The sequence below is a fragment of the Sphingomonas sp. TF3 genome, assembly GCF_003985085.1.
In the GTDB taxonomy this organism is placed as follows: Bacteria; Pseudomonadota; Alphaproteobacteria; order Sphingomonadales; family Sphingomonadaceae; genus Sphingomonas.
On the sequence record NZ_RWKS01000021.1, the window covers coordinates 1 to 18,542 of the forward strand.

Annotated in this window: 15 protein-coding genes; 6 read left to right on the forward strand and 9 right to left on the reverse strand. The window is 64.3% G+C overall.

What is annotated here, in order from left to right; all coding sequences use genetic code 11:
* The first annotated feature begins 2 nt into the window (after window positions 1-2).
* Window positions 3-1,376 (forward strand): pyruvate kinase, encoded by a 1,374-nt coding sequence (gene pyk / locus EJC47_RS16525; RefSeq protein ID WP_126848979.1) that lies wholly within the window; start codon window positions 3-5, stop codon window positions 1,374-1,376.
* Window positions 1,377-1,442: 66 nt separating this feature from the next.
* Here the strand turns inward: pyk and EJC47_RS16530 are convergent, their stop codons facing one another.
* Together EJC47_RS16530 and ykgO are read right to left on the reverse strand one after the other, a co-directional pair.
* Window positions 1,443-2,057 carry an HAD family hydrolase gene (locus EJC47_RS16530; protein ID WP_126848980.1) on the reverse strand — a complete coding sequence of 205 codons (615 nt, stop codon included), beginning with the start codon at window positions 2,055-2,057 and terminating at the stop codon, window positions 1,443-1,445.
* A 9-nt stretch (window positions 2,058-2,066) separates the two neighbouring features.
* Window positions 2,067-2,192: a type B 50S ribosomal protein L36 gene (ykgO, locus tag EJC47_RS16535; protein WP_004210176.1), complete on the reverse strand. Its 126-nt coding sequence runs from the start codon at window positions 2,190-2,192 to the stop codon at window positions 2,067-2,069.
* 190 nt (window positions 2,193-2,382) lie between these two features.
* On the opposite strand from ykgO, the gene EJC47_RS16540 reads away from it, so the two are divergent.
* Window positions 2,383-3,006, forward strand: coding sequence for a DUF4136 domain-containing protein (locus EJC47_RS16540; RefSeq protein ID WP_260591628.1), 624 nt, complete (start codon window positions 2,383-2,385; stop codon window positions 3,004-3,006).
* A complete protein-coding gene (locus EJC47_RS16545; protein WP_126848981.1) occupies window positions 3,003-4,121 on the forward strand; it encodes a M14 family metallopeptidase in 1,119 nt (372 codons plus the stop codon). The genes EJC47_RS16540 and EJC47_RS16545 overlap by 4 nt, the downstream gene beginning before the upstream one ends.
* Before the next feature lie 309 nt (window positions 4,122-4,430).
* Here EJC47_RS16545 and EJC47_RS16550 read toward each other — a convergent pair whose 3' ends face one another.
* Window positions 4,431-5,585: a DUF6602 domain-containing protein gene (locus EJC47_RS16550; RefSeq protein ID WP_126848982.1), complete on the reverse strand. Its 1,155-nt coding sequence runs from the start codon at window positions 5,583-5,585 to the stop codon at window positions 4,431-4,433.
* 443 nt (window positions 5,586-6,028) lie between these two features.
* Window positions 6,029-6,859 (reverse strand): 23S rRNA (adenine(2030)-N(6))-methyltransferase RlmJ, encoded by an 831-nt coding sequence (locus EJC47_RS16555; protein ID WP_126848983.1) that lies wholly within the window; start codon window positions 6,857-6,859, stop codon window positions 6,029-6,031.
* A gap of 227 nt (window positions 6,860-7,086) precedes the next feature.
* Here EJC47_RS16555 and gpmA point away from each other — a divergent pair, with 227 nt between their 5' ends.
* Window positions 7,087-7,773: a 2,3-diphosphoglycerate-dependent phosphoglycerate mutase gene (gene gpmA, locus EJC47_RS16560; protein WP_126848984.1), complete on the forward strand. Its 687-nt coding sequence runs from the start codon at window positions 7,087-7,089 to the stop codon at window positions 7,771-7,773.
* A gap of 18 nt (window positions 7,774-7,791) precedes the next feature.
* Here the strand turns inward: gpmA and EJC47_RS16565 are convergent, their stop codons facing one another.
* Window positions 7,792-8,445, reverse strand: coding sequence for a hypothetical protein (locus EJC47_RS16565; protein WP_126848985.1), 654 nt, complete (start codon window positions 8,443-8,445; stop codon window positions 7,792-7,794).
* Between the two features lie 119 nt (window positions 8,446-8,564).
* On the opposite strand from EJC47_RS16565, the gene purE reads away from it, so the two are divergent.
* A complete protein-coding gene (gene purE / locus EJC47_RS16570; RefSeq protein WP_126848986.1) occupies window positions 8,565-9,068 on the forward strand; it encodes a 5-(carboxyamino)imidazole ribonucleotide mutase in 504 nt (167 codons plus the stop codon).
* Between the two features lie 160 nt (window positions 9,069-9,228).
* Complete coding sequence (locus EJC47_RS16575) at window positions 9,229-10,296, forward strand: 5-(carboxyamino)imidazole ribonucleotide synthase (RefSeq protein ID WP_126848987.1); 1,068 nt, start codon at window positions 9,229-9,231, stop codon at window positions 10,294-10,296.
* 255 nt (window positions 10,297-10,551) lie between these two features.
* On the opposite strand, the gene EJC47_RS16580 is transcribed toward EJC47_RS16575, so the two are convergent.
* The 4 genes from EJC47_RS16580 to EJC47_RS16595 all read right to left on the reverse strand — a co-directional run bounded on the left by EJC47_RS16580 (window position 10,552) and on the right by EJC47_RS16595 (window position 18,384).
* Complete coding sequence (locus EJC47_RS16580) at window positions 10,552-10,854, reverse strand: hypothetical protein (RefSeq protein WP_126848988.1); 303 nt, start codon at window positions 10,852-10,854, stop codon at window positions 10,552-10,554.
* Window positions 10,855-10,877: 23 nt separating this feature from the next.
* The gene (locus EJC47_RS16585; protein ID WP_126848989.1) at window positions 10,878-13,688 is read right to left on the reverse strand and encodes a M16 family metallopeptidase; all 2,811 of its coding nucleotides are present in this window, start codon (window positions 13,686-13,688) and stop codon (window positions 10,878-10,880) included.
* A 78-nt stretch (window positions 13,689-13,766) separates the two neighbouring features.
* The gene (locus EJC47_RS16590) at window positions 13,767-15,908 is read right to left on the reverse strand and encodes a penicillin acylase family protein (protein ID WP_126848990.1); all 2,142 of its coding nucleotides are present in this window, start codon (window positions 15,906-15,908) and stop codon (window positions 13,767-13,769) included.
* A 166-nt stretch (window positions 15,909-16,074) separates the two neighbouring features.
* Window positions 16,075-18,384, reverse strand: coding sequence for a TonB-dependent receptor (locus tag EJC47_RS16595; protein WP_126848991.1), 2,310 nt, complete (start codon window positions 18,382-18,384; stop codon window positions 16,075-16,077).
* Between the last annotated feature and the right edge of the window lie 158 nt (window positions 18,385-18,542).

Sequence of the window (18,542 nt, forward strand, 5' to 3'; positions counted from 1 at the left end):
CCATCGCAGCATTGTTCGAAGCCGGTGCCGATGCGTTTCGCGTCAATATGAGCCATGGCGACCAGCAATCCAAGGTCGCGGTGATCCAGGCAATCCGCGCGCTGGAACAGAAATACGGCCGCCCGTCGACCATCCTCGCCGATCTGCAAGGCCCGAAACTGCGCGTCGGCAAGTTCGAGGGCGGGCGCGTAACCCTCGAAAAAGGCCAGACCTTCACGCTCGACCGCGACACCACGCCCGGCGACGCGAGCCGCGTCGAATTGCCGCACAAGGAAATCTTCGCCGCGATCGAACCCGGCGCGCGGCTGCTGCTCGACGACGGCAAATTGGTGCTGCGCGTCACCAGCCACACCCCCGACACGATCGTCACCGAAGTGGTGGTCGGGGGCGCGCTGTCCAACAGCAAGGGGCTGAACGTCCCCGACGTGGTGCTGCCGATGGCGGCGCTGACCGAGAAAGACCGCAGCGACCTCGCCTTTGCGGTCGACCAGGGGGTCGACTGGATCGCCTTGAGCTTCGTCCAGCGGCCCGAGGATCTGGCCGAGGCGCGCAAGCTGATCGGCGGCAAGACCGCCTTGCTCGCGAAAATCGAAAAACCGTCCGCAATCGAGCGGCTCGAGGAAATCGTCGAAGCGTGCGACGGCGTGATGGTCGCGCGCGGTGACCTGGGCGTCGAACTGCCGCCCGAAAGCGTGCCGCCGCTACAGAAGCGCATCATCGAGGTTTCGCGCCGCTTGGGCCGCCCGGTAGTCGTCGCGACGCAAATGCTCGAATCGATGATTACCTCGCCCTCCCCCACCCGCGCCGAAGTGTCCGACGTGGCCACCGCCATCTATGACGGGGCAGACGCGATCATGCTGTCGGCGGAAAGCGCCGCAGGCGCGTGGCCGACCGAATCGGTCGCGATGATGAACGCGATCGGCGAGGCGGTCGAACGCGACCCGACGCATGGCGAGCGCATCCACTTCACGGTGATCCGGTCCGACCCAACCACCGCCGACGCTTTGTCGGAAGCCGCCAAGAACATCGCGCACACCGTCGATGCCGCCGCGATCATCTGCTTCACCGCCTCGGGCTCGACCGCACGCCGCGTCGCGCGCGAGCGGCCCGGCGTGCCGCTGATGGTGCTGACCCCCAATCTCGAAACCGCGCGTCGCGCCGGATTGCTGTGGGGGGCCTATGCCGTCCACACCAAGGACGTCGAATCGTTCGAGGAAATGGTGGCCAAGGCGAAGCGCATGGCGCTGCGCCACGGGCTGGCGGTGGCGGGCGACCGCGTCATCATCATCGCGGGCGTGCCGTTCAAGACGCCAGGATCGACCAATGTGCTGCACGTCGTGCGGATCATCGGCGATGAGCTGAAGGACTATATTTAACGTTGGCCCGGTCCCCCGCGAAAGCGGGGGACGAAGGTTACACGCGAACCGCGTGTTGCCGTGCAATCAGACCGGCAGGCCGAGCTTTGCGAGATCAGCGCGCAACGTCGCAGCGTCGGTGAACAACAGGCCGGTGATGCCGAGCGCATTGGCCGCGTCGATATTGGCGGCGCTATCATCAATGAACACCGCGTCCGCCGCCGCCACACCGAAGCGATCGAGCGCGAGCGTGTAGATTGCCGGATCGGGCTTGATCAGCTTTTCTTCGCCCGACACGACAATGTCGCGGAAGCGGCCGAACACATCGGGCCGGCTCGCGCGGAAGGCGGCGAAGAAATCATCGTGGAAATTGGTGATCGCGAACAGCGGTACGCCCGCCGCATCGAGCGATTCGAGAATCGCCACGACGCCGGGCACTTCGCGTTGCAGCGAATCATTGAAGCGCGGACCGTAGAGGTCGATCAGCGCGGCATGCTGCGGGAAACGCGCGCGCAGCTCCGCCGACGTCTCGGCGAAGGAAACGCCGAGATCGTGCTGGGCATGCCAGTCGAGCGAGACAACATCGTCCACGAATGCACGAAGCGCCTGATCATCCTCGATCAGGCGCTCATAGATCGCGTGGCGATCCCAGTGGAACAGCACATTGCCGACATCGAAGATGACGGCCTTCGTGCTCCCCATGGCGGGCGATCAGCCCTGGCGTGCCTTGAAGCGACGGTTGGTCTTGTTGATGACGTACGTACGCCCACGACGACGGATCACGCGGTTATCGCGGTGACGGCCCTTGAGCGACTTCAGGGAATTGCGGATCTTCATGATCGATTCGCTTTGCAAATTCTGGAATGTGGAAAAGAGCGGCTGCGCATATGGTCGGGATGCCCCCAAGTCAAGTATAGAGCGCGCCGGACATAGGCGGGACACCGCTATGGAACATCGATCCAACGGAACACGGGGGCCGGGTCGAAGCGTTACACCCCTGCAACAAGCGCGTACGAGGAAAACTGGCATGAAGCGGACTATGGGTTTGGCATTGGCGGCGACGGTGCTCGGCGCGGGCGCGCTGGCAGGCTGCACGACGACCGGCAAGGCCGGCCCCGTCGAAGTGACGCGCTTCCACCTCGGCGCGCCGCTGGAAACCGGCACTCTTACCGTAGAGGCGATGCCGGGCCGCGATCAAGACAGCCTGGAATATAAGACCTATGCCGCAGCCGTTGAAACCGAGGCGCTGACCCACGGCTTCACCGTGCCCGCGACCGGGGCCGCGCCGCAATATGCCGCCGTCGTCAGCTTCACGCGCACCAACCGCCCGGCCCCCTCCCCCAATGGCAGCCGTAGCGGGGTGAGCGTCGGCCTGGGCGGTGGTGGCGGCGGCTATGGCGGTGGCGTCGGGCTGGGCGGGGCGATCTCCTTCCCGATCGGCAAGCCGCGCTATCGCACGATCGTGCTGACCGATCTCGCCGTGCAGATCCGCCGCCGCAGCGATGGCACGGTGATTTGGGAAGGCCATGCCCAGACCACCGCCGATGGCCAAGCGCCCGACGCGCAGACCGGCCCGGCCGCGACGAAATTGGCGCGCGCGCTGTTCCTGGGCTTCCCCGGCGAATCCGGGCGCACTATCACGGTCAAATGAGCATCACCGTCAACGCCGCCTTTGACAGCGGAAACATCCTGGTCGCCGGCATTGACGGCGACCAGGTGAACCTCACCATCGCGCGGGATCACCTGTCCGACTTCTTCCAATGGTTCCACTTCCGCGTGGCAGGAGCCAAGGGGCGGACGCTGACCTTCCGCATCCTGAATGCGGGAGAATCGGCGTACCCGTTCGGCTGGCCGGGCTATAAGGTGCGCGCCAGCACCGACCGGCAGACCTGGCGGATGATCCCGACGCGCTATGTCGACGGCGTGCTGGAATTCGAATGGTCGGGGACGAGCGAGCTGGTGTGGTTCGCCTACTTTCAGCCCTATACGCTGGAGCAGCATGACGCGCTGGTCGCGCGGATCGCGCTTCAGCCGGGCGTCACCCACCGCGAGCTCGGCCAGTCGCTCGACGGGCGCGCGATCGATTGTCTCGAGCTTGGCACCGGCCCCAAGCATGTGTGGCTCTATGCCCGCCAGCATCCCGGCGAGAGCATGGCCGAATGGTGGATGGAAGGCGCGCTGGAATGGCTGACCGACCCGGCCAACGCGACCGCGCAAGCACTGCGCGAAAAGGCGACCTTCCACTGCGTGCCCAATATGAACCCCGATGGCAGCTTCCGCGGGCATTTGCGCACCAATGCGGCAGGCGTGAACCTCAACCGCGAATGGGATACGCCGACGCCGGCGCGCAGCCCCGAAGTGCTGTGTGTGCGGGGTGCGATGGACGAAACCGGCGTCGCCTTTGCGATGGACGTACATGGCGACGAAGCGATCCCCGCCAATTTCCTGGCAGGGTTTGAAGGCATCCCCTCCTGGACCGATGCACTGGGCGCGAAATTCTATGATTTCGGCACGCGGCTGGCGGCGCACACGCCCGATTTCCAGACCGAACAGGGCTATGACAAAGCGGCACCGGGGCGCGCCAACCTGTCGATGTCGACCAACCAACTGGCCGAGCGCTTTGGCGCCGTGTCGATGACGCTGGAAATGCCGTTCAAGGACCATGATGCCAATGCCGATGCCGAATTCGGCTGGTCCGGCGCACGGTCGAAGACGCTGGCGCATGCGTGTTTGGACGTGCTGGCGGAGATGATTGACGGGATTTGAGGGGGGCTCTGCGACGCCGCCCTCTCGCGGCCCTAGCCTTCGCCTTGGCGCTTCCCGGCGAAGGCCAGTGGCGAGGAGTTGCGTTGGTGGGACCTTGTTATTGCCTTCGTGGCTTGCACTGGCGACTGCGTCGTAAGGGTAGAGGGTGGGACTTTTCTGCAGTTCCTGGATGAACTGCCGAACGTCAGCTCGCGCTAAAACCCGTCTATTACGAGCGAGAAAGCTGTCGGGCACCGCTGGGTCCCAAGTCGTTCGTTCGGCGGCTGTCTGGCCGATTCCCGAAGCCGTGATCTTTTTAAGCGCATCTTATTAAAGGACTACCTCGAAATCCTCTGCTCCCAGTGAGTCCATGCAGACTCCGTAGAGATGGTCGTCTATGACCACTTCAATTATCGAAAGAAGCGAGGGTTGACTCGGCCGGACCCCGTCTTCATCGATATGAAAAGGTGTATCCCCAAGTTGATGGAAACCGGGCAGGTTGTCGGGGTCGTACAGATAGATGTGTCGATCCAGCACCTGTCGGCTGTTCAGGCCAACGGGGAGGGACCCGAACCGCTTGAGCAAATAATCTTCATAGCTGATTGGCTGCCGGCCAGCGCACCAGTTCACGATCTTCGCGATCGTCGCCTCGTTCGGTCGCACGGGAACATTGTCGTTTGTCCGCCGGAATTGGAAGCGCCCATCTGTAACAAACTGGCCGATGCGCTGTAGCGGTTCGTAATAGGACAAGAGCTCAACGGGGCCTAATCTCATACGCGCGCACAGGTCATGCAGCGCGGAGTAAAAATTCCAGAGAGAGTCCTCCCGATATTCCAGAAATAATGGCCAAGACTCTGTCGTGATGCTTTCGCTATGGAGACACTTTTGGAAGGCATCCTTGCCTTGATGGCTAATGGTCCCAACTCCAAGAACGCAGACGTAGTTAGGCCAGAGCTCGGGTGGATGCCGCTGCTCCCACTCCCGCAGATTTTCCGTCAAAGAATTCATCGAATTCCCCGCAAGATTGTATGCGAATACCGTTCCGAATGGCCTAGGCCGAGGAAACGATGCAGTCGCTCCGCCTCTCGACTCCCGAACACGCCCGCCGGGTGCCATAGACTTGAAGGCGGCGATCTTATCCAAGGCGTCGATGAATTCTTTCTTCGACAGACCAGACTTCACTTCGACGATCCCGTAGACGCAGTCGATGGGGTAGACTTGAGTATGCTCGTCGTAAAGGAGCGTGACGCCGTCGATTTTGTCGTAGATGATGAGGTCAGACTGACGCGACGTGTCCTTGATACGGCCGACGATCTCTCCTGAGCCAAGGCCGTATTTGGACGGGAGCCGACCTTCTTCCAGAAATTTCCTGAAGATATTTTCCCGGATCGTTCCCTTGGAACCGCGATGCGCCACCTGGGCCGACGCTTTGAAATCGGCGTGCATCTTGCCGCTGACGGCTTGAAATAGCGCTTTGGTGTCCATTGTGGGTTCCGCAGAGATAGAGGCAGCATTACTCGCTAGCCTATCTAATTCTGGCTCAAGCGGGAACGTCACGTTTGCGAACGAGAGTTGCCATCCATTCGCAGGTCTCGCACCGCGTATTATGGCCGCCAACCGACTGTCCGCTTTGTAAAGCTACAGCCTGCCCCCAAGGCCTTCGCAAGCCCGACGCGAAATTGCACGGCCCTGGCCCCGTCGCAAAGCCCCGCTGTTGATCGTGCCGCCGCGCGACGATTATCGACAGCGCGACTGGGCCCCTGCCTTCGCCGGGGAAGCGCAGGGGGCCGGGGAAGCGAACACCGCGTCAGCCCTGCCCCTCCCCCGCCCCCGCCCCCGGACCTTGGCGCATCTCGCGATATGCTTTGTTTGCCACCTGCAGCGCAGCCATTCCTCCTTTGGAAGAAGGGGGGCGATGCGGGTTTCTTTTACCCGCCCAACCAATCGGTGATGATCTCGCCTTTATGCCCCTCGGGTGCCAGCGTGGCGCGCAGGGCTTCCAGCAGCGGCGGCAGCGCCTGCGTGAAGGCGTAAGGCGGATTGACGATATACAGGCCTGCACCATTATAGAGGCCGGGCTGATCGCTATCGTACAACCAATGCTCCACCCGCAGCAGTTTCGGGATGCCGAGCCCCCGCATCTGCTCCCGCCACTGCCCATGCGTCGCGCGGTCTTTTAGCGGATACCAGATCACCGTCACGCCGTGCGCCCATTTGCGGTGTGCAGCGCCAAGGGTGGCGGTGATGCGGTCGCGTTCATCGGTCTGCTCGAACGGCGGGTCGACCAGCACCACGCCGCGCGCGGTGCGCGGCGGCAGCATCGCCAGCCATAGCTCATAGGCGTCGCGCTCATGCACGGCAGCGGAGGTGCCACGCATCACGCCGCGCAAGGTATAGGCGTCTTCAGGATGTTTTTCGTTGAGGATCAGAAAATCCTGCGGGCGCAGAAGCTGCGCCAAAATCCGCGGCGAGCCGGGGTAGAAATGCGGCTCGGCCCCGACATTCACCGCCTGCACGGCGGCGCGATAGTCGTCCAGCACGGGGTTCGCGTCGGCAAAGGCGGGCAGCACGCCCTGTAGCGACTCGCCGGTGCGCCCGGCATCCTCGCCGCCAAGGTCGTACAGCCCGCAACCGGCATGGGTGTCGATCAGCGTCAGCGCGCCCGGTTTTTGCTGCAAGGCCCGCACCAGCGCGATCAGCAGGCTGTGCTTTACGACATCGGCGCTGTTGCCGGCATGGAAGGAATGGCGATAATTCATTGCGACACAAAATCCTGGCGATCTGCCTTTTATCCGACGTGCCGGGCGCGGTGGCCGGGCGCGCGGCGGTGGAAGGCACCAATCCGGTGCGCGTATAAAGTCGCGCGCCAACCTTCAACGCCCTTCTTGCGCGGGGCCGCAAACCCGCCTGTTGATCGCGCCGCCGCGAGGGGATACCCGGCGGGGCATTGCGCCCGGCCTTATGCCGGGGAAGGAGACCGCGCCTTATGCCTAGCCTTGTCCTGATCCGCCACGGCCAGTCCGACTGGAACCTCGAGAACCGCTTCACCGGCTGGTGGGATGTCGATGTGACCGCCAAGGGTGCCGAGGAAGCGCGCGCGGCGGGGCGGTTGATGGCGGAGAAGGGGCTCGATTTCGACCTCTGCTTCACCTCGCTGCAGACGCGCGCGATCAAGACGCTCAACCTGGCATTGGAGGAAATGCAGCGGCTGTGGCTGCCGGTGGAGAAGGACTGGCGGCTGAACGAGCGCCATTATGGCGGGCTGACGGGCCTCAACAAGGCCGAGACCGCCGCCGAATATGGCGATGCGCAAGTGCATATCTGGCGCCGCAGCTTCGACGTGCCACCGCCGCCAATGGCGCCGGGCAGCGCCTATGACCTGTCGCAGGACCGCCGCTATGCCGGGATCGACATCCCCGCCACCGAGAGCCTGAAGGACACGATCGCGCGCGTGCTGCCCTATTGGGAGGGGCGGATCGCGCCGGCCTTGCGCGCCGGGCAGCGCGTGCTGATTTCGGCGCATGGCAATTCGCTGCGCGCGTTGGTGAAGCATCTGTCGGGCATTCCCGATGACGAGATCACCACGCTGGAAATCCCGACCGGGCAGCCGATCGTCTATCAACTGGACGACAGCCTTGCCGCCACCGATCGTTACTATCTGAACGAGCGGTAGCGGCGGGCCACCCCCGGCTTATTGGCCGGTGGTGACGGTGGTGGTGGTCTTCTCGGTCGCGCGCGGCACCGGGCGTTTCGCGGTGTGGCGCACGGTCTTGCGCACCACCTTGTGCGTGGTGGCGGCAGCCGGGGCCGGGGTCGCAGTCTTGGTGGTTTCGGTCGTCACCGTCATCGTCGGTGGCGGCGTCGGCGCGGCGGGTGCAGCGATCACCACCGGAGTGGCGCGCGCAGCGGCGGCATCGGCCGCTGCGGAGGCTGCGGCCTGTTCGGCAGCGGCCGCACGGGCGTTGGCGGCAGCGGCTTGGGCCTGTGCGTCGGCGGCGGCATCGCGCGCATTCTCGGTCACGGCGCGGGCAGTCTGGGTGCGCGCACGCTGCGCCTCGCCCAGCGCGGTGTCGGCGAGCTGGCTGGCATGATGCGCGGCGGCGATCGCCTCTTCCTTCTTGCCGCTGGCGAGATCTTCCTGCGCGGTGCGCAAGGCGGCCTGTGCCTCGGCCTGCAGGCGCGGGGTTTCTGCGGTTGCACCGACCTTGGCCGACGCATCGATCTTCGCGCGCGCCTCGGCGATGGCGGCCTCGGCGCGCTCGTGTTTGCCTTCGGCAAAAGCCGGGCTGGAGAAAGCGAGTACCGCGGCAAGGGCGGCGATCGACGCTGTAGACTTGCGGTTCATTGGGTTTCTCCTTGGGATCTGTTCTCGTGCACCCCCAACCCCTGCCGAGACGAACAAGTTCCGCGACGGACCGTCTGCAAGAGTTGCCCTGCCCAGCGCGGGCCGCTAGTCCCGACGGCATGGCCACGCCCGAAACCCCCGCCGCGCGCCCTGTCGTCGGCATCATCATGGGAAGCACCTCCGATTGGGAGACGATGCACCATGCCGCAGAGCTGCTCGCGGAACTGGGGGTCGCGTATGAAAGCAAGGTGGTGTCGGCGCACCGCACGCCGCAGCGGCTCTATGATTATGCGGGCAGTGCTGCGGGGCGCGGCATCCAGGTGATTATCGCGGGCGCGGGCGGTGCTGCGCATCTGCCGGGCATGGCGGCGGCGCTGACGCATGTGCCGGTGCTGGGCGTGCCGGTGGAAAGCAAGACGCTGAAGGGCGTCGACAGCCTCTATTCGATCGTCCAGATGCCGGCGGGGATTCCGGTGGGGACGCTGGCGATCGGCAAGGCCGGGGCCAAAAATGCAGCGCTGCTGGCGGCAGCGATCCTGGCGCTGTCGGATCCGGGCTTGAGCGAGCGCTTGCAGGCTTGGCGCGCGGCGCAGACCGAGGGCGTGGCGACCGATCCGGCGTGAGTTCAAGGTTGTCTCCCCTCCCTGGAAGGGAGGGGCTGGGGGTGGGTCGGCTGATGGCGAACGGCACGCCCGACTACGGGCCGACCCACCCCCGCCCCCTCCCTTCCAGGGAGGGAAGAAGACGTCGTCGATTTTCTCTTCACCAAGCGGACGGACCAGCATGACCCCCCTTCCCCCCGGATCGACCATCGGCATCCTCGGCGGCGGCCAGCTTGGACGGATGCTCGCGGTGGCAGCGGCGCAGCTTGGCTATCACACGCGCATCCTCGCGCCCGATGAGGAAGCAGTGGCGGCGCAGACCGCGTCCAGCTTCACTCGCGCCGATTATCACAGCCGCATCGTGCTCGATGAATTTGCAGCTGCCGCCGATGTGATCACCTACGAGTTCGAGAATATCGCGCTCGATCCGGTCGAATATTTGGCGGGCAAGGTGCCCGTCCACCCCGCCCCCGCCGCACTTGGCATCGCGCAGGATCGAGCGGTCGAAAAAGCCTTTGTCCGCGACATTGGCGGACGCACCGCGCCCTGGGCCAAGGTCGAAACGCTCGCCGAACTGCAGGCGGCGGTTGCCGAGATCGGTACGCCCGCGATCCTCAAGACGCTGCGCATGGGCTATGACGGCAAGGGCCAGATGCGCATCACCTCGCCCGCCGACATCGCGGTGGCGTGGGATGCGATCGGTCGACGCCCCGCCATTCTCGAAGGCTTCGTGACGTTCAGCCACGAATTCTCAATCCTCCTGGCCCGACGTGGCGATGGACAGATGGTCAGCTATCCGCCGCCGTGGAACGAGCATAAAGACGGCGTGCTGGCGCGATCGACCCTGCCCGCCCCCGCCGAGGTCGCCGCGCACTGGGGCGAAGCGGCGGCACTGGCCGGGCGGATCGCCGATCAGCTCAATTATGTCGGTGTGCTGGCGTGCGAATTCTTTGCCGGGGCCGAGGGGCCGGTGTTCAACGAAATGGCCCCGCGTGTCCACAATTCCGGGCATTGGACGATCGAGGGCGCGGTGTGCTCGCAATTCGAGAACCATATCCGCGCGATTTGCGGGCTGCCGCTCGGCGACACCGGCCTGACCGCGCCCACCGTGGCGATGGAAAATCTGATCGGCCATGATGCCGACCGCTGGGCCGAAATCCTCGCCGAGCCGGGCGCGCATCTGCACCTGTACGGCAAGGAGACGCGGCCGGGGCGCAAGATGGGGCATGTGACGCGGCTGGGGCGGTAAGGTCGGCATTCCCAGCCCCCGTTCGTTTCGAGCGAAGTCGAGAAACCAGCGCCCGGTGTGACGGGTTTCTCGACTTCGCTCGAAACGAACGGGAGGGTGGTGGTGCTGAGCGGTTTCTGCGGCAGAGGCTGCGCGCGTGGAGCGCCCCCTCCACCATGCGCTTTGCGCATGGTCCCCCTCCCGGGGCCGGGAAGGATTAAAAAAGGCCCGCGATCCTGGTGGAGCGCGGGCCTCTTTTCGTCGGGATCGAACGGCTCAGGCCGCGCGCGTGCCCGTCATCGGGAAGCTGCCGAACGCGCCCGCGCCGACCGAGCCGGTGAGCGTGTCGCCATCGGCGGTTGCTTCGCAGGTCAGCGTCATCGGCATCGGCACGACGATCGACATCGTCCACTTGATCGTCTCACCCTCGACGATGCCGTCGGTGATTTCGGCGCTGCCCTGCGCGCCGACTTGGCTTCCTGTCCAGCTATTGCCGTCGGTCTTGACCGTCAGCACGGCCTTCTGGTCGCCCAGCGGCGACTTGACGATGGTATCCCAGGTTCCGTCGATTGCAGCCATTGTCTCTCTCCTGACAAGAATCTTCAACGCGCATCCGCGACGGATGCGGCGGGCACCACCTCAACCGGCAACCCGATGCTGTCAAGCTGGCCACGGACCTTGGCCGCATCGCCGACGACGATCCAGACGGTCTTGGCCGGGTCGATTGCCGTGCGTGCCGCAGCGTCAAGCTCGGCTGCCGTCATCGCGCGATATTTTTGCGGCAGCGTCGCGTAATAATCGTCGGGGCGACGATACAGGTCGTTTTGTTGCAGTGCGCCAAGCACTGCGCCCGACGTTTCGAAATTGCCCGGCAGCGAGCTGATCGCATCGGTGATGGTGCGATCAAACTCTTCCTGGGTAATGCCCTTGGTGGTCAGGAACTCGGCAAAATCGGTCCGCAGCGATTTGATCGATTCGCCGGTCTTGTCGGCCTGCACCCCGGTGCCGAGCAGATAGGGCGTGTCATGCTGGGCGCGGCGGAACGAGCCGTTGACGCCGTACGACCAATGCCGCGCCTCGCGCAGGTCCATGTTGACGCGCGACAGGAAATCGCCGCCGAGCGTGTCGTTGGCGGTGATCACCGGCAGCAGATCATCGGTGCCGACCAGGCTCGTGGGAATCCCTGCGATAAGGAAGGATTGCGGGGAATCGGGCCGGTCGATCAGCACGATCTTGGGTGCCGAAGGTGCTGCCTTGACGGAGAAATCCTTGACGCCGGCCGGGCCGGTCGGCGTCCAGTCGCCAAAGCGCGCATCGAACGCCGCCTTCACCTCGACCAGCGGACGATCGCTGACGACGAAGATCTTGGCCTTGTCGGGCCGGATCCAGGCTTGCTGGAAGGCAATCAGATCGTCGCGCGTCAGTGCCGCCACCGCCTTGGCGTCGCCGCTGCCGAACGACTTGGCATAGGGATAGGCCGCGCCGTAGATCAGCTTGGGATAGACGCGCGTTGCCAGGCCCTGCGGGCTGGTCAGCTCAGCCGAGATTCGCGAAAGCTGCTGGTTCTTGACGCGGGCGACTTCCGCCGGATCGAACTTCGGATGCCGCACGATATCGGCAAGCAATTCGGTCGAGGCCGCAAGGTTCGCGCTCGGCGTGAACAGGCCGACAACGGTGCGGTCAGCCCCCGATCCGCTGGTAATGTTCGCGCCCAGCCGCTCTTTCGCTTCGGCAATCGCGATCGAATCGCGCGTGAGCGTGCCCTCGTCGAGCATGTCGAGCGTCAGTGTCTGCGTGCCGAGCTTGCCCGGCGCATCGGCGGCGACACCGGCATCGAAGCTGATCGACGCCTGCGTGATCGGCACGGCGTTGCGATAGGCATAGATAAGTTCGATGCCGTTCTTAAGCTTGGCGTGCTCGACCTTGGGGAAGTCGAGGCTCGCCAAGGTCCCGACCGGCGGCAGCGCACCGCGCGTGCCCTTGAATTCAGGCTCGGGTGCCGCCGCGACCTTGGCCGGCGGGGTCGCCTCGACATAGGCATCGCGCGCGCCGGGCACGACGGTCAGCGCATAGACCGGGCGCGTCAGCCATTTCGCGCTGGCCGCTTTGACTTGCGCGGGCGTCTGCGCGGCGAGTTCGGCAAGCTGCTTTTTGTAGAAGCCGGGGTCGTTCTCATACAGCGCGCCTTCGGCAAGCGCGACCGCCTTGCCGCCGAAACCACCGGTCGATTCAAGCCCGGCAATGCGTGCCGCCGCATCGCGCGTCGCAACGCGCTGCACTTCATCCGCGGTCGGGCCGTTGGCGATGACATCGGCGATGATCTCGTCGAGCCGCTTGGCGACGAGCGCGGGGTCGACGCCGGGCCGCACATCGGCGCTGACCACGAACATGCCGACCTGCGCGAAGCTCTCATTGTTCGCCGACACGCGCACCGCGAGCTTTTCCTTGCGCACCAGCGCATTGTCGAGGCGGCTGCTGGCGAGGCCCCCAAGCACCCCGGCGGTCACATCCAGCGAGACCGCTTCGGGGTTGTTGAGGCCCGGCACCGCCCACATGCGATAGATGCGGGTGGTGGCAACACGGTCCTTGATCGTCTCAACCTTGGGCGCGGCCAAAGTCGGCACATCGGCGGCGGGGACGACGCTCTCCGGCCCCTTCGGGATCGCGCCGAAATACTTCTCGACCAGTACCTTCGCCTTGGCGGCGTCGATATCGCCCGACAGCACCAGCACCGCATTGTTGGGGCCGTAATGACCTCGGAACCACGCCTTCACATCCTCGACGCTCGCCGAATCGAGATCGGTCATCGATCCGATGGTGGTGTGTCCATAAGGGTGCGTGGTGGGGAACAGTGTCTCGGTCTGCTTGTACTGCACCAGACCAAAGGGCTGATTATCGCCCTGCCGCTTCTCATTCTGCACGACGCCGCGCTGCTCATCGACCACGCCGGGGGTGATCGCCCCGAGCAGATAGCCCATGCGATCGCTTTCGAGGAACAGCGCGCGATCGAGCGCTGCGACGGGCACCGTCTCGAAATAATTGGTGCGATCGAAATAGGTCGTGCCGTTGAGATCGGTCGCGCCGATCGCCTTGGTATAGGTGAAATAGTCCTTCGGCGCATTCTCGGAGCCGTTGAACATCAGATGCTCGAACAGATGCGCAAAGCCGGTCTTGCCCTTGGGCTCGAACTTCGAGCCGACATTGTACCACACGCTGATCGCGACGACCGGGGCCTTGCGATCGGTATTGACGATCACGCGCAGGCCGTTGGCGAGGCGGAATTCGCTATAGGGAATATCGACTTGCTTGACCAATTCCGCGACCGGAACGGGCTTGGGCGCGGTCTGCGCGACGGCGGGCATCGCCAGCGTTGAAAGGGCCACGCCACACAGCGCGAACAGCTTGACGGTCATTGATGGTTCCCCTGGCGATGTCGTTGGTAAACGACTGTACTGATTAGGTATAGCAGTGGCCGGTTTCGTTACAATACGTCACGGTCGATACACACGCTCGACGCTGGTCCGTAAGTCGTCGCGCCAGAACAATACCGGCTTGGTTTTATGCGCGACGAACAGCGGGGCCTGGTCGGCATAATGCGGTGACCGCGGCCGAGTCGTCGCCGCACCATAAGGCTGCACCGATTCCGAGCTGACGCGGCCTGCCTTGTCCCACGTCATGAACATGATGAAGCTGTCGCCATGCTTCACCACCAGCCGCCCGTCATCGGCTTCGTCCCAGGTCGAGGCGGCGCGGAGCACGTCGGGGCCACCGTCGAGCGGCAAATCGACCGCGCCATGCCGCAGGCGCAACACCGTGCCGAGTGGGGGATCGAGCGTACCGAAATGCCGTTGCAGATACCCCGCCGCCTTGGCCAGCGCATCGCGCGGATCGAGCTCGGGGCGACGCGGATAGTGCCATTTCTGCCCCGTGCGCAGCAGGATCGCCGCCAGAGCCTGCCCGCTGTGATGGCCATCGAAATCCCAGTTCCAGCGCTTGAGCAACGCTTCCGCCTGCACCAGTTGCGCATCGCCGTGCGGATCGACGCGGGCGATGTCCGCATACCAGCGCGCCGCCCAGCTGAGGCGGCTGATGGCGGTGTCATATTTGATACGCCGCAGATCGTCGGCGCTGATCGAGGGATGCGCCCCCATCAGCTCGACCGCGCGCGTACCGCGATTGGTGGTGTCGGTCTCGATCCCAAGCAGCGGCGAATAGTCGGCAGGTTTCAATTCGGAGCCAGCCCCGGCTGCCTGGAACGGGGTGTTGTTGGCGTTGACGAGGAAGCCCGAGGCCGGGTTCACGTTGCGCGGCACTTGTGCGAACGGCACCGTGCCCAAGGCGAGATCGCGCGAGGTGTCGCCGGGCAGGACATGAAGATAGTCGAACCCCGGCTTCCGGTTGGGGAAGCTCGCATTGTAGAAATAGGCGATGTTGCCCTTGGCGTCGCCGTACAGGAAATTGGTCGCAGGCACGCCTTGGATCGCCAGCGCCTTCTGCCATTCGGCAAAGTCGCGCGCGCGCGTCAGGCGGTAATATTCCTCGATCATGCGGAGCTGGTCGGCCCCGGCATAACGGATCGCATAGGCCCCGCTCTTGTTGACGATCACCGGCCCCTGCACCGCGCGATAGGCCATTTTGGGGATCGGCAGCACGAACGGACCGAAGCGCACCTTCAGCCACACGCGCTGTGCCTGCAGCGGGCGCCACGCCCCGTCGAAGCGATAGTGGGTACGATCGGCATCGAGCGTCAATTTGTAGACATCGGTCAGATCGGGGCGGTTGACGGTGTTGGTCCAGCCGAGATGTTCGTTATGCCCCAGCACCGGGAAGGGCACGCCGGGAAAGGTCGCGCCCGAAAAGTGCCAGCCGCTGCCCGATTGCACGCTCAGTTCATACCAGGCGACCGGGCCGCTCCACGGCTGGTGCGAATTGGCGATGACGCGGGTGAAGCCATCGGCCGAACGCCTCGGGCCGACGACAAAGGCGTTCGAGCCGTTGGGCATGGCTTCGCCCGTAGCGGGCAGTGCTGCCGGATCGGGGCTATCGGGCACGGACCCTGCGCTTTCACGCGGCAAGGCGGTGTCGCCCGACAATGCGCCGAGCGTCTGGTCGAGCCCGAAGAAGAACGGCGTGCGCAGCACGAAGCCGGTCGCAATGTCCTCGCCATTGGCCGGGAACAGCCGCGCAAGGCGGATCTCGCCCGGATGCCGCCGCGCATATGCGTTGAGCCCGCTGGCATAGGCATCGAGCAAGGCACGCACATCGGCCGGCTGCTTCTGATAATCGCGCTCCGCAGTTTCGCGGGCACCGAGCAGACGGAGCGTGTAATCGACCTTGGCACCGTCCGCGCCTTGGAGCGCGCCGAGGCGTCCCCGCGCCATCGCGACCGCCTCCTGCAGCGTCGCAAAATCATCCTCGGCATGGGCATAAGCCACGCCATAAGCGACATCGGGATCGGTCTTGCCGAAGATATGCGGCACACCGAAACGATCGCGGGCGATGACGCTGTCATAATGGTGGACCCATGGTGGCGTGACGCGGATCGCGACCAGTGGCTCCCACACGGCGAGCCCGACACCCACCACCAACACCAGCACGCCCAACCCGGCCAGCACCCGCCGCAATCCCCGCATCCACCCTGCCCTCTTATCGTTTGCGGCAAGATGTAGCTGGGCGATCCGGCCGAGACGAGGGGATTGTTTCGCGAGGCTCGTGCCGTTTTCCCGCAAAAGCGCGGATCCAGGGTTACAAGCGAAGCGCCTGCAACCCTGGGCTCCCGCTTGCGCGGGCGAACGCGCGTTAGAACCCCGCCTTGATCGTCACGAAATACTGGGCGGGCGCACCCGCCAGCAGCGTCTGGTTGTCGCCCGAATAGCCGAAGCCGTTCGACCCGATCGTGGAGATATATTTCTTGTCGAACAGATTGGTCGCATTGCCCTGGATCTCGAACTTGCGATCGGCGATCGTCACCCGTGCGCCGATCGTCGCGTCGACCAGCACGCGTCCGGGCACCGATTGATCGTTGGTGTAGGTGAAATAGCGGCGGCTCATATAATCCGCGCCGATGCGACCGAAGAACATGCCCTTGTCATAGGTCAATTCGCCCTTGGCGAGATGCTTGGGGGTGTCGACGGTTTGCTTGCCCTTGATGTTCTGCACCAAGCCGCCGACCGTCACGTTGTCGCGATAGGTCGAGTCATTGTAGCTGTACGAGGCGAATACGCCGAAGCCATAGCCAAGCTTGGCCTCCAGCGCGGTTTCGAGGCCATAAGCGCGGACCGAGCCCACATTCGACAGAATCGGCGGGTTGCCGACGATGCCTGCGCCAACCGTCTGGGCGAGCGTGCGGTTCTGGAAATCGACATAATAGCCGGCCAGCAGCGCGTTGATCCCGCGATAATGATAGCGCGCGCCGACTTCATAGGTGTCCGAGGATTCGGGCTTCAGCTTGTTGGTCGTCAGCAGGGCGTTGAACCCGGCTTGCGTGGTAGCGAACGGTCCGCTCGTCGCCGCCGCGACAAATGCGCGGGTCACTTCGGTGAAATCGCCGAACAATTCGACCTGATTGCCCAGCTTGTAGTTGAGCCCGGCGTGCGGCTGGAAGAAATCCTTCACCTGGATGCGGCCCGAGGCGAGCCCGCCCGACACGATCGGCGTGGCCTTGTTGGTGACCGAGAAGCCCTTCCAGCCGAGATCGACCGTCAAATCCCCGAGCGCGATCTTGTCCTGCACATAATATTGCACCGTGTCGGTTTCGTAGGTGTTGTACCACTGGGTCGCGAACGGCAGATATTGGAAGTGCAGCGCATCGCGCGTCGGCGTGGTGCGGCTGTCGAGGCCATAGAAACGCCGTGCCTGGCGGAAGTCGTTCACCTCGTACCAGCCGCCAACGGTGATGTCGTTAAAGGCGAGCTTGGTGCCAAGCGAGCCGAACACGCCCTTGCGGTGAATGTCATATTCGGTGGTGCGCACCGAGATCGGCACGCCCGACGGGGAAGGCACATAAGGCGTGAACCAGATGCCCTGGCCGTGGTTGGAATGGTAATAGCCCTTCAATTCGCCATGCACCGTTGCGCCCTTGGCGGTCTCGATCCCCAGGGACGCGAGATAATCCTGCCGCAGACCGGCGGCGTCGTAATAAACGTCATCGGCATTGGCGTAGGGCGCGGGGGTTACCGTGCCCGCCGCCGGATTGAGCTTGGGTGCGCCGGTATAGCCACTGTTTGCCCCGGTGTCGGCGATCAGCACCGCCAGCGGGAAATTGTTGGAAATATTGTCGTTGCGCAGCCCGAGGCGCTTGATCATGTCGAGCGACAGATCCTGATAGTCATTTTCCCGGCGATCCGAAAAATCGAAGGTGCCGACCAGCCGCACCGGGCCGACGGGCGCGATGAACTTGGCGTTGACCTGGTTCTGGCGCTGCACGCCATAGCCCTTCCACTTGTCGGTATCGAGAAAGCCGTAAGAGACATAGGCGCTCGGCCCGTTCTCACCGAGGACACCGGTGTCGAGGCGACCGAAGGCGCGCACGGTATTGGCGCTGCCATAGGTGCCGTTCAGCGTCAGCCCGAAGGTCGGTTTCGGGTCGCTCGAGAAAAACTCGATCGTACCGCCAAGGTTGTTGGTCGCTTGTGTCCCGATCGAACCCGCGCCCTGCGACACTTCGGTACGGCCAACGTTTTCGGGCGAGATCGCGCGGCTGATATGCAAGCCGTTGGTGTTGCCATAAGAGCCGTCGCCGAGCGGAATGCCGTCGAGCGTGAAGCCGATCTGGTTCTGGTTGAAGCTGCGGATCGAGACGCGCTCGGACCATTCATACGCGCCAAAGGCGTCGGCCGACTGGAAGTTGACGTTGGGCAGCTTGGCGATGGCTTTGAGCGGGCTGGTGCCGGGAGCCAGGATCGCGAGATCGGCCTGGCTGAGCTGCTGCACTTGCCGCGTCTGGCCCTTGCCGACGATAATGATGTCGCCGCCCGCATCATCCACGGCAGGCGGAGCCTCGGGTGTCGGGGCATCGGGAGCTGGTGCGGCAGGGAGGTCTCGGGCCGAGGCGGCGAGCGGCCACGCCAAGGCAGCACCCGCGAGTAGGCAAAGCGTAAAGCGACGCATGGTCGGTCCCCTGAAAAGAGTCTTTTTTGCAGGGCACTACTCCCCGCGCCCAGTGCCGCGCCTAGCCATGCTGCGTTGCGGAAATACGTAAAATCCGCGTCAAGCGGATGACGTTTTCTGCTGGTACATCGGGCACTTCAGAATCGTGCGCGAGTCAC

Coding starts and splice junctions, on each gene's coding strand:
- EJC47_RS16530 (WP_126848980.1), bottom strand. CDS start 2,057: ATGGGGAGCACGAAGGCCGTCATCTTCGATGTCGGCAATGTGCTGTTC.
- ykgO (WP_004210176.1), bottom strand. CDS start 2,192: ATGAAGATCCGCAATTCCCTGAAGTCGCTCAAGGGCCGTCACCGCGAT.
- EJC47_RS16540 (WP_260591628.1), top strand. CDS start 2,383: ATGAAGCGGACTATGGGTTTGGCATTGGCGGCGACGGTGCTCGGCGCG.
- EJC47_RS16545 (WP_126848981.1), top strand. CDS start 3,003: ATGAGCATCACCGTCAACGCCGCCTTTGACAGCGGAAACATCCTGGTC.
- EJC47_RS16550 (WP_126848982.1), bottom strand. CDS start 5,585: ATGGACACCAAAGCGCTATTTCAAGCCGTCAGCGGCAAGATGCACGCC.
- EJC47_RS16555 (WP_126848983.1), bottom strand. CDS start 6,859: ATGAATTATCGCCATTCCTTCCATGCCGGCAACAGCGCCGATGTCGTA.
- gpmA (WP_126848984.1), top strand. CDS start 7,087: ATGCCTAGCCTTGTCCTGATCCGCCACGGCCAGTCCGACTGGAACCTC.
- EJC47_RS16565 (WP_126848985.1), bottom strand. CDS start 8,445: ATGAACCGCAAGTCTACAGCGTCGATCGCCGCCCTTGCCGCGGTACTC.
- purE (WP_126848986.1), top strand. CDS start 8,565: ATGGCCACGCCCGAAACCCCCGCCGCGCGCCCTGTCGTCGGCATCATC.
- EJC47_RS16575 (WP_126848987.1), top strand. CDS start 9,229: ATGACCCCCCTTCCCCCCGGATCGACCATCGGCATCCTCGGCGGCGGC.
- EJC47_RS16580 (WP_126848988.1), bottom strand. CDS start 10,854: ATGGCTGCAATCGACGGAACCTGGGATACCATCGTCAAGTCGCCGCTG.
- EJC47_RS16585 (WP_126848989.1), bottom strand. CDS start 13,688: ATGACCGTCAAGCTGTTCGCGCTGTGTGGCGTGGCCCTTTCAACGCTG.
- EJC47_RS16590 (WP_126848990.1), bottom strand. CDS start 15,908: ATGCGGGGATTGCGGCGGGTGCTGGCCGGGTTGGGCGTGCTGGTGTTG.
- EJC47_RS16595 (WP_126848991.1), bottom strand. CDS start 18,384: ATGCGTCGCTTTACGCTTTGCCTACTCGCGGGTGCTGCCTTGGCGTGG.